We start from the raw sequence: 14,618 nt of genomic DNA, 5'->3' as shown, positions 1-14,618 counted from the left end.
GGCACCCTGTCTGGACCGGAAACCAACAAAGCCTGCGCCCACCACGTCGCGCTCTCCCCCCCACACTAGATATGGGAAAAAACAGTTTCCCACCGCAACATTTTGTAGCTAAAAATGGTCCATCTTTTTCTACGATTGACCAAGAGTGTTGTCCCATGATGAAGCCTGCCAGCTTTCTGACCGCCGTTACATTTCTTCTCATTCCCGGACTTTCCAACGCCGGTTCCTTGAACGATCCAGCCGTGGACGCTGCCGTAGTTTATGAAGACCTAACCCCGTGGGAAGGGGCTTATGTTGGTGGGACAATTGGCTATCACTTCCCCGGCGGCGACAGGGTCGGGATTGAACCCAGCGTAGGCGCGCCGTTCAACCTAGGAGATTTGGACATCAGTGGCTGGAACGGGTCTCTGCGTGCGGGCTATCGTTGGCAGTTTGCGGATTTCATCGTTGGCAGCGAACTTGCCGTCGAGGGCGGCTATGTCGAGGATACCATCACAAACGGGAACTACCGTGCGTCGACCAAGCTGAACCATGCGTTGTCTCTGCGCGTCAAAGCCGGAACGATCATGCCGATTTTTGACTCTTTCGTCTATGCGACTGTCGGGCTGTCGCGCGCGGAGTTTGACTATGAAGTCACTGGAAGCGGTGGGAACGGTCCGATTTCCTTCGATGAAACCTATTCAACCAATGGCTATATCCTTGGGGTGGGCTTCGAGCGCCCAATTTCGGACCGCTGGACGCTGACGGGTGAATATGAATACGTCAATTTCGGCAAGGACGAGCTGACGGATGGTGCAGGAAACACCACCTTGGCAACGCCGCTGTTCCACACACTGAAGCTGGGTCTGAACTATAATTTCTAAGCCACGCAGCGTGCCCTGAAAGGGCAACTCAGGCCAGTTTGCGGAACGGGCGGAGAAACGCGCCCAGAAGCAGGGACACGATCAGCCACCCCCCCACATAACCGATCCCAGCACACAAAATACCGTCCGCGGTCACAGGGATTGCTGGGCGATATTCGTTCCAAGTGCGCTCTACCAGATCTGCATCCCGGAAATGCCAAAGCTTGGTCAGGCGCATCAGGGGCTCGGTGCCCTTCAATGATGCATAGGACGCATCCAACCGCTCATAGCGACTAAAATTGTCCTGCATCTGGTCGCGAAGATCATTCTGGAAGTCCGATCCACCCATCTTGTCTAGCGCCTCATCACGGGTGTACCCCGCCGCTTTCGCAGTCAGATCAAACCCGGCGGTTATCACCTTCAACTCGGTCCGCGCACCAGACAGGCGCTGCATATACTGCTGCGAAAACTCGGGGAATTGGCTGAGCGCCACGGCGCCTGCCAAGCCGCCAATCATGGCCAAAGTTCGGATCATGGTCTGCTCTCACTTGTGTGTTGTGTTTTCCCAAACACTACCGCAGGGCAGCTTCCTCCGTCAAAGGGGCTAATTCACGGCTTGGTCCCCGTTGCTCGCAATGAAAAAAGCCCCCGGAGATCCGAGGGCTTTTCAATCTTGTCGGCTATTTTTTTACAGGCCAGTCACGCGGTGCGGCTCGTAGATCTCGATGATCTTGGCAACGGCCGCTTCCGGCGTCATCTCTTCGCTTTCACCGGTACGGCGGCTGGTCACTTCGACCACGCCGTTCTTCAGGCCACGCGGGCCCACGGTGATGCGCCACGGAAGACCGATCAGATCCATGGTGGCGAACTTGCCGCCTGCGCGCTCTTTACGGTCATCATAAAGCGGCTCAAGACCCGCGTTGGTCAGCGCCTTGTAGAGCGCCTCACAGGCCTCGTCCGCAGCCTCGTCACCCTGTTTCAGGTTCACGATACCACAGTGGAAGGGGGTTACACCCTCTGGCCAGATGATGCCGTTATCATCATGCGACGCTTCGATGATCGCGCCCAGCAGACGGCTGACACCAATCCCGTGCGAGCCCATGTGGACCGGCACCTGCTTCTGTTCACTGTCGATCACCTTGGCGCCCATGCTTTCGGAATACTTGGTGCCGAAGTAGAAGATCTGACCGACTTCGATCCCGCGTGCCACGCGGCGACGCTCTTCCGGCACCTCATTGAAGATGGCTTCGTCATGGGTTTCATCGGTGCGCGCATATTTCGACGTGAACTCTTCCAGAACGCCCTGACACTGCTCAACGCTATCATAGTCGATCGCACGATCGCCAAAGGTCAGATCGGTGACGGCGCTGTCATAGAACACTTCACTTTCGCCAGTTTCGGCCAGCACTAGGAATTCGTGCGTATAGTCGCCACCAATCGGGCCACCGTCGGCGCGCATCGGAATGGCTTGCAGGCCCATACGTTCGTAGGTGCGCAGATAGCTGACAAGGTGACGGTTATAGGCGTGCAGCGCGTCTTCCTTGGTCAGGTCAAAGTTATAGCCGTCCTTCATATAGAACTCACGGCCACGCATCACGCCGAAACGCGGACGGATCTCATCGCGGAATTTCCATTGGATTTGGTAGAGCGTCAGCGGCAGGTCTTTGTAGCTCGACACGTTCGAGCGGAAGACATCGGTGATGACCTCTTCATTGGTGGGACCATAAAGCATGTCGCGGCCGTGGCGGTCTTCGATGCGCAGCATCTCTTCGCCATAATCGTCATAGCGACCGCTTTCGCGCCACAGGTCGGCGGGCTGGATCGTGGCCATCTGCATCGGAATGTGACCCGCGCGGATCTGTTCCTCGTGCACGATGTTTTCAATCTTGCGCAGGACTTTAAATCCAAGCGGCAGCCAAGTGTAAATCCCAGCGGCTTGCTGTTTGATCATGCCAGCCCGCAGCATGTAACGGTGGCTAACGATCTGGGCGTCAGCTGGGGTTTCTTTCAGCACGGGCAAGAAATAGCGGGTCAGGCGCATCTGCTGTCCTTTGTGTCATAAGCTTTGTTTCGACTTATGACAAAGGAAGCGCGGGGGCAATCGACTTGATGAATTCAGATTGAGGGACAGGGTCAACAGACCACATGTCGCAATCCGATTTATTAGGGATGTTTCGGGCGTGGACGAGGTGACGGCACATCTGGCGCAGTAACGCCCCACCCACCTGCGGGCGTCTGGAATACACCTGCGTGTGTCGGCGTGGCGATCAGCAGAGCCAATAAGGCAAGAGTAATACGCATTTGAAATCTCCCAATTCTAAATGGGGAATTCTACCACAAATGCATCAATCGCCCAAACTACGCTAAAAGCGAGGGTCACAAACCGCGATCAAATTGATCCACCCATGCTAACATTCAAAGTGGTTGTGGTGTGCGGCTTGGTCTTGCCGTCTTCATAGACAACCCCAAATCCTGCCTCTCCTGACACGGTTACCCCCGGCTCTTTCGGTTCGTACTGGTGTCCCTCGCACGCGGCAAGCAACAGTGACATGGCAATAGCTGCAACTGCTGTCTTGTTCATGGGGTATCCTTTCATGGTCTGACAGCTCATATTGACGCCTACTGGCTGCCCAAGCGCAAGCCGATATAAAAAAGTGGCGCGAATTCCTGCCGATAGCCTCTGCCCGCATATTCTGCCCTGCCCTTGAAATACTCGTTGGCTTGGGCGACATAGAGATAAGTTCATTTACCGGAGCCGATATGCCGCTTCCCGTTCAGACGCAGGCCAAATACTGGTCGATTGTCATTGCCATTTTGGCCCTTGCCCTGTGGTTTCTGGGCGATGTGATCATGCCCTTCATTCTTGGGGGCGCGATTGCCTATTTCCTAGACCCTGTGGCCGACCGGCTTGAAAAGGCTGGAATGTCACGCGTGCTTGCAACTGTCGTGATCTCGCTTATTGCGGTCTTGGTCGTAATCTTGGGCTTCCTTTTGGTGATACCGACCCTTGTGTCGCAAGCCGTTGCGCTGGCCAACGCCGCACCTGATCTACTGCGTGAGCTACAAGCATTCCTGACAGAACGCTTCCCGTCGCTGATGGACGAAAACTCGACCATGCGGCAGTCGCTGGAAAGCTTGGGCCAGAAAATTCAAGAACGTGGGGGCGAGCTGGTTGGCACGCTGTTGTCCTCGGCGATGAGCGTCATCAACATCGTGATCCTTTTGGTGGTCACGCCGGTTGTGGCCTTCTATATGCTGCTCGACTGGGACCGGATGGTCGCGAAGGTCGATAGTTTTTTGCCCTTGGATCACCGCCCTGCCATTCGCCAGATCGCCAGCGAAATTGACCGTACCTTGGCCAGCTTCATTCGCGGGCAAGGGTCGGTTTGCATCGTGCTTGGCACCTATTACGCCGTGGCCCTGATGCTGGTTGGCCTGAACTTCGGCCTTGTCGTTGGCTTCATCGCGGGGCTCATCACCTTTATCCCCTATGTGGGCGCGCTGGTTGGCGGTGCCTTGGCGATCGGGCTGGGTCTGTTCCAATTCTGGGGCGAATGGTGGAGCCTTGGGGCCGTTGCTGTGATCTTCGTTTTGGGCCAATTCTTTGAGGGCAACATCCTGACCCCGAAATTGGTAGGCAGCTCTGTTGGTCTGCACCCGGTTTGGCTGATGTTTGCCCTGTCAGTCTTCGGGTCGCTGTTCGGATTTGTCGGCATGCTGGTCGCTGTACCGGTTGCCGCCGTCATCGGCGTTGTCACCCGTTTCTTCATCGCCAAATACCAGACCGGGCGGCTGTACCAAGGTATCGCCGGGCAACAAGCCGCGCTGGACGAGGACATAGCGGACTGATGCCCGAACAACTAACCTTTGACTTGCCCGCGCGCCCCGCGCAGGGGCTGGATGATTTCCTTGTCACGCCATCAAATGCCAACGCTATGGCGACGATCGAAAGCTGGCAGAACTGGCCCAACCGAAAGCTTGTTTTAGCAGGCGAGGCCGGCACCGGAAAAACTCACCTGACCCATGTTTGGGCAGGGCTGTCCGGCGCGCAAATCCTTCCGGCGACCGCCTTGCCTCAAATCAAGATCGAGGATTTGGCCGGACATTCCGTTGCGCTTGAAGACGCTGATCAGATCGCAGGCAATTCCGACGCGGAAAATGCCCTGTTCCATCTGCACAATCTGGTACTGGCCGAAGGTGGCGCGCTTATGATCACCGCCCGCACGGCTCCGTCCCGATGGGGTCTAAACCTGCCTGATCTGCGCAGCCGGATGGAAGGCACAACCCTAACCCGCCTCGATCCACCTGACGACATGTTGCTTTCTGCCGTCTTGGTCAAACTGTTCCACGATCGTCAGATCACGGTACCAGCCAACCTGATCGACTATCTATTGCCGCGAATGGAACGTTCGCTGGAGGAAGCCGCGCGCCTTGTCTCGGTTCTGGATCAGGCGGCGCTGTCGGAAGGTCGCGCCCTAACCCGCACACTGGCTGCACGCGTTCTGGACAATGACCCGGAAAACAGGGCATAACGTCACCTTCCCGTCACACTTTCCCGCGATAGAGTGCCGCCATGAATACGCCCAAAGTACCCCAGCTTCCCCTTGCCGACTTCTTATCGGCCGACTTCCCGCCCGCAACGACTTTGCCCGCGGATGATTTTGCCGGTTCCAAACGGTTCTTCAATCGAGAGCTAAGCTGGTTGGGGTTCAACTGGCGTGTGCTGGAAGAAGCTGAAAACAATCGTGTTCCGCTACTGGAGCGGTTACGCTTTCTGTCGATCTCGGCGGCGAACCTCGACGAGTTTTATACCGTACGCGTCGCCGGCCTGCGCGAGCTGGTCCGCGAGGGCGTGTCGACCCCGGCCTCCGATGGTCTTAGCCCAGCCGAGCAGTTGAAGCTGATCGACGCCGACGCCCGCGCTCTGATGGCACGTCAGCAATCGGTCTTTGAAATCCTGTCAGGCGAAATGCGTAAGCAGGGCATTATCATCGCCCGGCGTGATGACCTAACCGATGCCGACCGCGCCCATCTGGACCATGTGTTTCTAACGCAGGTTTTCCCGGTTCTGTCGCCGCTGGCTATCGACCCGGCCCACCCGTTCCCCTTCATTCCAAACACCGGCTATTCGCTGGCTCTGCAGCTGGAACGCGCTAAGGACAAACAGAAGCTGAAGGCGTTGTTGCCGATCCCACATCAGATCGACCGCTTCGTCCCACTACCCGCCGAAGACGGCCAATTCCGCTTCCTTCCGCTTGAAGATTTGCTGCTGGAACATCTGGGCCAGCTCTTCCCCGGATACGTGGAAAAGGGACATTGCGCCTTCCGCATCCTGCGCGACAGCGATCTTGAGGTGGAAGACGAGGCCGAAGATTTGGTCCGCGAATTCGAAACCGCCCTGAAACGCCGTCGCCGCGGCGAGGTCGTGCGCCTAAAGATCACATCGGGGGCACCGTCTGTCCTTCTGTCGATGATCAAGCGCGAGCTGAACATCACCGGCCACCAAATCGTCGAGGTGAAGGGCATGATCGGCATGGCTGATCTGAGCGAGCTGGTCCTGAAAGAGCGTTCGGACCTTCTGTGGCCCAGCTTCACCCCGCGCGTACCCGAACGGGTGCAGGACCACGAAGGCGATATGTTCGCCGCCATCCGGCAAAAGGACATGCTGCTGCACCACCCCTATGAAACCTTCGACATGGTGGTCCGCTTCCTGCATCAGGCCGCGCGTGACCCCAATGTCGTTGCGATCAAGCAGACGCTTTACCGAACCTCCCATGACAGCCCGATCGTTAAGGCGTTGTGTGAGGCAGCCGAGGATGGCAAATCTGTCACCGCTCTGGTCGAGCTGAAGGCCCGTTTTGACGAAGCGGCCAACATCCGTCAGTCCCGACGACTAGAGCGTGCCGGCGCGCATGTGACCTATGGATTCATCAACTACAAAACCCACGCCAAAATCTCGACTGTGGTGCGGCGCGAGGGGGACGAGCTTGTCACCTATACCCACTATGGCACCGGGAACTATCACCCGATCACGGCGCGGATCTACACCGACCTAAGCCTGTTCACCTGTGACACCGCTCTAGGGCGCGATGCAACGCGGGTCTTCAACTATCTGTCCGGTTACGCCGAACCGCAAAGCCTTGAAAACCTTGCAATTTCACCTCTGGATCTGAAATCGACCCTGATTAAGCGCATCCAGGACGAGGCCGAACATGCCAAAGCGGGCAAGCCCGCACAAATCTGGGCCAAAATGAACTCTTTGGTCGAACCGGACGTGATTGACGCGCTTTACGAAGCCAGCCAAGCGGGTGTGAAGATCAGCCTTGTAGTCCGCGGGATCTGCGGACTTCGCCCCGGCATCAAGGGCCTGTCGGAAAACATCCGGGTCAAATCCATCGTGGGCCGATTCCTAGAGCATTCGCGCATCGTCTGTTTCGGAAATGGCCATGGCTTGCCGTCGAAAAAGGCAAGGGTCTACATGTCATCTGCTGACTGGATGGGGCGCAACCTGAACCGGCGCGTTGAAACGCTGGTCGAGATTAAGAACGCCACCGTGAAAGCCCAAATTGTCAGCCAGATTATGGCAGCCAACCTTGCCGATGTGGCACAAAGCTGGGTCATGGGATCGGACGGAAAATTCTCCCGTGCGGATCTGAACGCGATCGAACGTCCGTTCAACTGCCACCGTTTCTTCATGGAAAACCCATCCCTGTCTGGTCGTGGGACCGCCGGGGCGTCGGATGTTCCCGAACTAACGCATTCACAAGATTGAGATATGTCTGAGGCGTCGCTAAAGTACCCGTACTGACACTGGGGGATTCTATGGACGGACGTGGCGATACCGGGGACGATTGGGGCCCGTTTGGACGACCACTGTTTGATGACCCTTCGGCCCGCAGGCTTAGCCGCGTTGGCGTTGTGGATGTAGGGTCGAACTCCGTCCGTTTGGTGGTGTTTGACGGGGCTGCCCGATCGCCTGCCTATTTCTTCAACGAAAAGATCCTCTGTGGCTTGGGACGTGGTATTGCCGAAACCGGCCACTTGCATCCTGAAGGCCGCGCCCGCGCCCTGTCGGCCATCAAACGCTTTCAACGACTAGCAGATGGCATGGATCTTGGCCCGCTATCGGCTGTCGCAACCGCTGCGGTGCGCGACGCCGAAGATGGCCCAGACTTCCGCGAACAGGTTCTGCGCGAAACCGGGCTGGAACTTTATGTCATCGATGGCGAGGAAGAAGCTCGTCTGTCCGCGCAAGGTGTTCTGTTGGGCTGGCCCGAAGCGCAGGGGCTGATGTGCGACATCGGCGGTTCGTCACTGGAATTGGCCCATATCCGAGACGGAGAAGTCGGCAAACGCGTCACCTCGCCGCTTGGCCCCCTGAAACTGGCGGGCGTGCCTGGTGGCAAAAAAGGTCTGAAGACCGAGATTGCACGCGTGGTGGATGAATTGGCCGACGAAATGGGGACCGACCACAAACGTCTATTCCTTGTGGGCGGATCGTGGCGTGCCATTGCTCGTCTGGACATGGAACGCCGCGGCTATCCCCTGACCGTTCTGCATGAATATCGGATGACGCCAAAGTCGCTGGCCAAGACCCTGAAATGGATCGAAGAGGTCGATCTGGACGAGGTGCGGCAGCATACCGGGACGTCCTCGGCCCGTATGGCGCTTGTACCCATCGCGGCTCAGGTTCTGAAACGTCTGATGCGTGTCTTTCGGCCGAAAGAGATCGCTGTCAGCTCTTACGGGATCCGTGAAGGGCTGCTTTACGAACAGATGCCCGACCGGCTGCGCAAACGCGATCCACTGATCGAAGCATGCTATCACGCCGAAAACAAAGACGCGCGCAATCCCGGCTTTGGCAAGGCGCTGTTTCGCTTCCTAACCCCGCTTTACAAATCGCTGAAACACGAAGATCTGCGCATCATCCGCGCCGCTTGCCTGCTGCATGATGTCAGCTGGCGCGCGCACCCCGATTACCGGCACGAGGTTTGTTTCGACAACGCCACCCGCGCCAACCTGGGGGGGCTGACCCACGAACAACGTGTGTTCCTTGGGCTGGCATTGCTACATCGCTATAAAAACAGCCGCGACGGGTCGCATTTCGAACCGCTTTTCGACATCTTGCCTGACAAGATGCTGACCCGGGCCGAGGTACTGGGCAAGGCCATGCGGTTCGGGGCCATGTTCTCGGTCGAAGATCCGACACGCATGGCCGAGCTTCGCTGGTTCCCTAAAAAGCGCGAACTAGTTCTACATTTGAAGAAAGAAGCCGACGGATTGTTTGGCGAAGTGGCCGAGGCACGTTTCCAAACACTGGCCGACGCTCTGGACGCCGCGCCCATCGTGAAAAAGAAACGCTAATTTGGCTTAGATATCCGTCTCACCCGGCTCAGAAGTGTCAAGCGGGGTGCGTCGGCGGATGATGATATCCCCATTAGGCAGCACTTCAGGCGGATGATAGACCTGCATGTCGCCGAATTTCTCGACCAGATCAGCCCAACCTTCGGACCACTCTTCTGCCATTGGCTCGATTTCGTTGGCGAGCCCTTCTAGAAGCAGTTGAAAGCCCCGGTTCAAAAGCTCGGCCCCTTCGGCAAGTTCGGGGTTGTCAGGCGGCGTATCGTCCTGCGCGAAGACAGGTCCGGTCGCTAGAAGCAATGCAAGGGCGGAGGTTGTCGCAAATTTTTTCATGGTTCACATGTAGGCGATCACAACCGTTTTTGAAGGTCAGAGCTTCAAATCAATCGACACCGGGAAGTGATCCGAGGCCGTCAACAGCGCGTCACGTAGGGCAACATCCTGATAGCACAACGAGTCTTCAAACGGATGCCATATGCGCCAATTTGGCTTGGTCGCCAGTAGGTCCGGAGACACCATGATATAGTCCAAAAGCGCCTGCAAATACCGCTTTTCCTTGGCGATATAAAACCGCGAGGTAGTTGGGCGGGCACCCGTGCGTTGCAACAGCGCCATTCGGGCATGAGGGTCATACATACAGGTGGCCTTACCCTCGCCTAACACGACCTCGACCCCTGAGCGACCGAACAGTTTTTCGTATTCGTCCAGCCCCGGACCATCGTTGAAATCTCCCAGCACGATCAGCGGCTCTCCGACGTCCAGATGTTCATCCACGCGCCGACGGATCCAGATACACTGCGCCATCTGTTTTCTGCGGTTTTGGATGGCGACGCGCATGACCTCGGCGGCGCCACGCGCGCCATGTGGGGCTTTTGACTTGGCATGTACTCCGATCAACCGCAGCTCTTTTCCGCTTTCACGGTGGGTCAACGCGACCTCAAGTGGCGGCTTTGAGAACACCACGATCTCGGGCGTAGCATCGGTATCCAGATCAAGTTCAAAACTGCTGTCAAACCGTGGCGCGGCATAGGCGTCTTCCACGTTCTCGGCCCCCAGCGGGTCATGCCGCGCGCTGATCACACGAGGATCATAGAGCAAGGCGATTTCCTGCTGCGTGTCATTGGCAAACCCAATCATCGCCTTGCGCGCACGAAGCCCAAAGATCTCGGCAAAGGTTTCCAGTGCTGGGACTGTATCTCGCTTTCGGTTCTGATCCGGTGCTTCGATGATCATAATGGCGTCGGCATCCAACGCTTGAAACACCTTGCCTACAGCATTCCATTGTGCGGCTCGGGTGACGTCCTGACGACCGGACCAACCATTGTCCACGATCGGAAGGCCATCGTCATCAAATAGGCTGTTAAACCATTCGACATTATAGGTCGCGATCCGCATTACCCCTGCCCTGCGTTGATTTCTTCCCATGCCCTATTAACGGCAATTAGACGTTTCTCGGCCAGCTTGATTGCTTCTTCGGGCACGCCACGGGCGATCATGCGGTCAGGATGGCTTTCGCGCACTTCGTTTCGCCAGACCTTGCGTATCTCGGCCATAGGGGCGTCACGGGCTACGCCCAGCACTCGATAGGGGTCGGGGTGTTCATCCGGCACCATACGCGAACGGAGCGCCGCAAAGCGTTCATCCGGCATTCCGAAGATGCGCGCGACCTCTTCCAAGTAAGCGTTTTCACCGGGATGGTACTCGCCATCGGCAAGCGCGATGTGGAACAGGCCTTCCATCAGATCGCAAAGCGCCGGATCGTCGGGGCCAAACATCGCCGCGACCCGTTGGGCATAAAGCTCGAACCCGGCCACGTCGGTGCGGGCCAGATTGAACAGGCGGGCTGCGTTTTTCTCTTCCGATTGCGGGATGGTAAAGACCTCGCGGAAGGCCGAAACTTCGTCGCGCGTGACTTGCCCGTCTGCTTTGGCCATCTTTGCACCCAAAGCTATGACTGCAATGGCAAAACCGGCCGAGCGTTCAGGCGGCGTGCGCAGATGCGAAAACACATCTGACAGGGTTTCGCCCTTGGCAAGCGCGGACAGCGCGTCGGATATGCGGGACCATATAGACATAGGGCAGTGTTAGCGGCTTTCGCTAGCGGGTCACAGGATTTTCTGCATCAGCACAAGATCATGCCACTGATCGTGCTTTCGCCCTGCCTGTGGGATAACCCCGACAGTCTGATACCCGATTGCTGCGTGGAACGGTTCACCCATTGGGTTTGACTTGGAAACGCCGGCGATCATCGAATGAAACCCTTGGGTTCGGGCGTCGTCTTCGATCTGAGCCATCAAGAACCGTCCTGCCCCACGCCCTCGTACACTAGGATCCATCATGATCGAATGCTCTGCGGTATGGGCATACCCGATCCCAGCCCGAAACTGGTCAAAGCTGGCATAGCCCACCACTTGGCCAGCCTCTTCAGCAACCAGCATGCATTTCGCAGATTCAATGGCCTTTTCCACCTCGAGCCGCGTTTTCGGAACAGAGTTGAACGTGATCAGCGTTTCAAGGATCGCAAGGTTCCACAGCTTCTGAATGGCAGAAGCGTCCGTCATTCTTGCCGCGCGGACAATCACAGCTGCACCAACCCGCCCGGCGTGTCGATCCACGCGGCCAACCCCGGTGCGCCAGTGTGAACCGAGATGCGCTTGTCCTCGACCAGCGGGTGTAGGGCAACGGTCAGCGCTTCGGCTTCAGGATGCGTGATCTCAAGCGCGGCGAGCCGCAGCCCATGATCCGGCAATCGCGGCGCAGGCATGTCGTCCTTCCAAGACAGAAGCCCCGGTGCGCACCCCGCGAAAGGCAAACGCCCGTCGGCGGGTACGGCCATATCCCAGTGCAGATCACCACGCGACAGCTGCAATTCATCGCCCGATCCCTCGGGTGCACGTTGAAGCGCTTGATGCAGGTCCGGCACGCGTAAAGCCCAGTTCGTCAAACGGGCCGGGCCGGTGAAGTAATCCAGATCGTACCAACGCGCGTGATCGGGCGCATCGGCGTCAGGATTGACGGCAATCACTTCCAGATAGGTCGCTGGTCCTAGGGATAGAAGGGCATTGTGGGTGCCCATGAGCGGATGGTCTCCTCCCTCCGACATGGACACCCCAAGCAGGTCCTCGATATACGCGACGCCTTCTGACAGGGTCGCGGAGGACACCACAAGATGGTCAACTTCTCCCAGAGCCATTTCGTCCCCCTGATGGTCTAGGATCAGGGTGGCGGGAAAACCCGCCGCCCTCAAGTGTTTTCCGCTTTAGCTGCGGGCTTCACGCACCAGCTTCAGGATGTCCTGAGCCGCTTCGGGAATGTTGGTGCCCGGGCCGAAGATGGCTTTCACGCCATTTTCATACAGGAAATCATAGTCCTGCTGCGGGATAACACCGCCACAAATCACAATGATGTCCTCGGCGCCCTGCTCTTTCAAAGCCTGCACCAACTGAGGGGCCAATGTCTTGTGACCAGCGGCCTGCGAGCTGATGCCCACGATGTGCACGTCATTGTCGATGGCGTCCTGAGCAGCCTCGTCCGGGGTCTGGAACAGCGGACCTACGTCCACGTCAAAGCCGATATCCGCAAAGGCCGTGGCAATAACCTTGGCACCACGGTCGTGACCGTCCTGACCCATTTTCACCACCAGCATACGCGGGCGACGGCCTTCGGCATCGGCGAAATCTTCGACCGACTTCTGAATGGCTGCAAAGCCTTCGTCGCCTTCGTACGCCGCGCCATAGACGCCAGCCAGCGTTTTCACTTCGGCGCGGTGACGGCCGAACTCTTCTTCCATAGCCATCGAGATCTCTCCTACGGATGCGCGGGCGCGAGCGGCTTCGACGGCGGCTTCCAGAAGGTTACCACCTTCCTTGGCGCGGCGGGTCAGCTCGGCCAGTGCGGCCTCACAAGCGGCTGCGTCGCGGGTTGCGCGGATGTTTTCAAGGCGGGCAATCTGGCTGTCACGCACGGCCATGTTGTCCACGTCAAGAATGTCGATCGGGTCTTCTTTATCAAGCTTGTGCTTGTTCACGCCAACGATGACTTCGTCACCTTTGTCGATCATCGCCTGACGCTTGGCAGCAGATTCCTCGATCCGCAACTTGGGCATACCCGAGGCCACAGCCTTAGTCATCCCGCCCATGCTTTCGACCTCTTCCATCAGCTCCCAAGCCTTGTTGATCAGCTCGTCGGTCAGGCTTTCCACATAGTAGGAGCCCGCCAGCGGATCGACCACGTTGGTCACTCCAGTTTCTTCCTGCAGGATGATCTGGGTGTTGCGTGCGATACGGGCCGAGAAATCGGTGGGCAGCGCGATGGCTTCGTCCAGCGCGTTGGTGTGCAGCGATTGGGTGCCACCAAGAGCCGCCGACATGGCTTCGTAGGCGGTACGGATCACGTTGTTATAGGGATCCTGTTCCTGCAACGAAACGCCCGAGGTCTGGCAGTGGGTGCGCAGCATTTTCGAACGCTCCGACTTCGCGCCGAACTCGGTCATGACGCGGTGCCACAGGGTCCGGGCGGCGCGCAGTTTTGCGGCTTCCATGAAGAAGTTCATGCCGATGGCGAAGAAGAAGCTCAGGCGGCCTGCGAACTTGTCGACGTCCATGCCAGCTTCGATCGCGGCACGCACGTATTCGCGACCGTCGGCCAGCGTATAGGCAAGCTCTTGCACCAGGTTCGCGCCAGCTTCCTGCATGTGATAGCCGGAAATCGAAATCGAGTTGAACTTCGGCATCTCGTTCGAGGTGTACTCGATGATGTCCGAGATGATCTTCATCGACGGCTCGGGCGGATAGATATAGGTGTTGCGGACCATGAACTCTTTCAGAATGTCGTTCTGAATGGTGCCCGCTAGCAGCGCTTTGTCATGGCCCTGCTCTTCGCCGGCGACGATGAAGCTGGCAAGGATAGGCACAACCGCGCCGTTCATGGTCATCGAAACCGAAACCTTGTCCAGCGGAATGCCGTCGAACAGGATCTTCATGTCTTCGACACTGTCGATCGCCACACCAGCTTTACCAACATCGCCTACAACACGCGGGTGATCCGAGTCGTAGCCGCGGTGCGTTGCAAGGTCGAACGCGACCGAGACACCCTGCTGACCCGCAGCAAGGTTGCGGCGGTAGAAGGCGTTCGATTCTTCCGCGGTGGAAAAGCCCGCATACTGACGGATCGTCCACGGACGGCCCGCATACATGGTCGCCTTCACACCACGGGTGAAGGGGCCAAAGCCGGGCAGCGTGCCCATGTGGTCAAGGTTCGCGGTGTCTTCTGCCGTATAGAGCGGCTTGACGTCGATGCCTTCCAGCGTGTTCCAAGTCAAATCATCAAGGGCACGGCCACGAAGTTCCTTCTCGGCCAATTCCTTCCAGTTCTTTGTGTCGCTCATATTGTCGTCCTTTTCGTCTTGGCGCGCCC

The 14,618-nt window shown here is 57.7% G+C and carries 15 protein-coding genes; 5 read left to right on the top strand and 10 right to left on the bottom strand.

Annotation, left to right across the window (positions count from 1 at the left end):
• Positions 1 to 155 precede the first annotated feature (155 nt).
• A complete protein-coding gene (locus ACP15F_RS03550; protein WP_424939464.1) occupies positions 156 to 863 on the top strand; it encodes an outer membrane protein in 708 nt (235 codons plus the stop codon).
• A 28-nt stretch (positions 864 to 891) separates the two neighbouring features.
• Here ACP15F_RS03550 and ACP15F_RS03545 read toward each other — a convergent pair whose 3' ends face one another.
• The 4 genes from ACP15F_RS03545 to ACP15F_RS03530 form a co-directional block, all read right to left on the bottom strand.
• Positions 892 to 1,377, bottom strand: coding sequence for a DUF2937 family protein (locus tag ACP15F_RS03545; protein ID WP_424939463.1), 486 nt, complete (start codon positions 1,375 to 1,377; stop codon positions 892 to 894).
• 153 nt (positions 1,378 to 1,530) lie between these two features.
• Positions 1,531 to 2,883 (bottom strand): proline--tRNA ligase, encoded by a 1,353-nt coding sequence (gene proS / locus ACP15F_RS03540; RefSeq protein WP_424939462.1) that lies wholly within the window; start codon positions 2,881 to 2,883, stop codon positions 1,531 to 1,533.
• Positions 2,884 to 3,005: 122 nt separating this feature from the next.
• A complete protein-coding gene (locus ACP15F_RS03535; protein WP_424939461.1) occupies positions 3,006 to 3,143 on the bottom strand; it encodes a hypothetical protein in 138 nt (45 codons plus the stop codon).
• Between the two features lie 88 nt (positions 3,144 to 3,231).
• On the bottom strand, positions 3,232 to 3,423 hold the full coding sequence (locus tag ACP15F_RS03530; RefSeq protein ID WP_424939460.1) for a hypothetical protein: 192 nt from the start codon (positions 3,421 to 3,423) through the stop codon (positions 3,232 to 3,234).
• 179 nt (positions 3,424 to 3,602) lie between these two features.
• On the opposite strand from ACP15F_RS03530, the gene ACP15F_RS03525 reads away from it, so the two are divergent.
• Genes ACP15F_RS03525 through ACP15F_RS03510 form a run of 4 tightly spaced genes read left to right on the top strand, consistent with a single transcriptional unit; the run spans position 3,603 to position 9,206 of the window.
• Positions 3,603 to 4,691 (top strand): AI-2E family transporter, encoded by a 1,089-nt coding sequence (locus tag ACP15F_RS03525; RefSeq protein ID WP_424939459.1) that lies wholly within the window; start codon positions 3,603 to 3,605, stop codon positions 4,689 to 4,691.
• On the top strand, positions 4,691 to 5,374 hold the full coding sequence (locus tag ACP15F_RS03520) for an HdaA/DnaA family protein (protein WP_424939458.1): 684 nt from the start codon (positions 4,691 to 4,693) through the stop codon (positions 5,372 to 5,374). The genes ACP15F_RS03525 and ACP15F_RS03520 overlap by 1 nt, the downstream gene beginning before the upstream one ends.
• 41 nt (positions 5,375 to 5,415) lie before the next feature.
• Positions 5,416 to 7,614 (top strand): RNA degradosome polyphosphate kinase, encoded by a 2,199-nt coding sequence (locus ACP15F_RS03515; RefSeq protein ID WP_424939457.1) that lies wholly within the window; start codon positions 5,416 to 5,418, stop codon positions 7,612 to 7,614.
• Positions 7,615 to 7,664: 50 nt separating this feature from the next.
• A complete protein-coding gene (locus ACP15F_RS03510; RefSeq protein WP_424939456.1) occupies positions 7,665 to 9,206 on the top strand; it encodes a Ppx/GppA family phosphatase in 1,542 nt (513 codons plus the stop codon).
• Positions 9,207 to 9,212: 6 nt separating this feature from the next.
• Here the strand turns inward: ACP15F_RS03510 and ACP15F_RS03505 are convergent, their stop codons facing one another.
• From ACP15F_RS03505 to scpA, 6 genes are all read right to left on the bottom strand, one after another.
• A complete protein-coding gene (locus ACP15F_RS03505; RefSeq protein WP_424939455.1) occupies positions 9,213 to 9,536 on the bottom strand; it encodes a hypothetical protein in 324 nt (107 codons plus the stop codon).
• 36 nt (positions 9,537 to 9,572) lie between these two features.
• Positions 9,573 to 10,598 carry an endonuclease/exonuclease/phosphatase family protein gene (locus ACP15F_RS03500; RefSeq protein WP_424939454.1) on the bottom strand — a complete coding sequence of 342 codons (1,026 nt, stop codon included), beginning with the start codon at positions 10,596 to 10,598 and terminating at the stop codon, positions 9,573 to 9,575.
• On the bottom strand, positions 10,598 to 11,278 hold the full coding sequence (locus ACP15F_RS03495; protein WP_424939453.1) for a TerB family tellurite resistance protein: 681 nt from the start codon (positions 11,276 to 11,278) through the stop codon (positions 10,598 to 10,600). The genes ACP15F_RS03500 and ACP15F_RS03495 overlap by 1 nt, the downstream gene beginning before the upstream one ends.
• Positions 11,279 to 11,308: 30 nt before the next feature.
• Positions 11,309 to 11,764, bottom strand: a complete 456-nt coding sequence (locus tag ACP15F_RS03490; RefSeq protein ID WP_424939452.1) for an N-acetyltransferase family protein — start codon at positions 11,762 to 11,764, stop codon at positions 11,309 to 11,311.
• A gap of 17 nt (positions 11,765 to 11,781) precedes the next feature.
• Positions 11,782 to 12,396 (bottom strand): VOC family protein, encoded by a 615-nt coding sequence (locus ACP15F_RS03485; RefSeq protein WP_424939451.1) that lies wholly within the window; start codon positions 12,394 to 12,396, stop codon positions 11,782 to 11,784.
• Between the two features lie 66 nt (positions 12,397 to 12,462).
• Positions 12,463 to 14,589 carry a methylmalonyl-CoA mutase gene (gene scpA, locus ACP15F_RS03480; RefSeq protein ID WP_424939450.1) on the bottom strand — a complete coding sequence of 709 codons (2,127 nt, stop codon included), beginning with the start codon at positions 14,587 to 14,589 and terminating at the stop codon, positions 12,463 to 12,465.
• Between the last annotated feature and the right edge of the window lie 29 nt (positions 14,590 to 14,618).

The sequence above is a fragment of the Aliiroseovarius sp. S253 genome (genome assembly GCF_049800855.1).
GTDB lineage: Bacteria > Pseudomonadota > Alphaproteobacteria > Rhodobacterales > Rhodobacteraceae > Aliiroseovarius.
The sequence above is the reverse complement of the archived record's forward strand: the minus strand, read 5'-3'. Positions and strand labels throughout refer to the sequence as shown.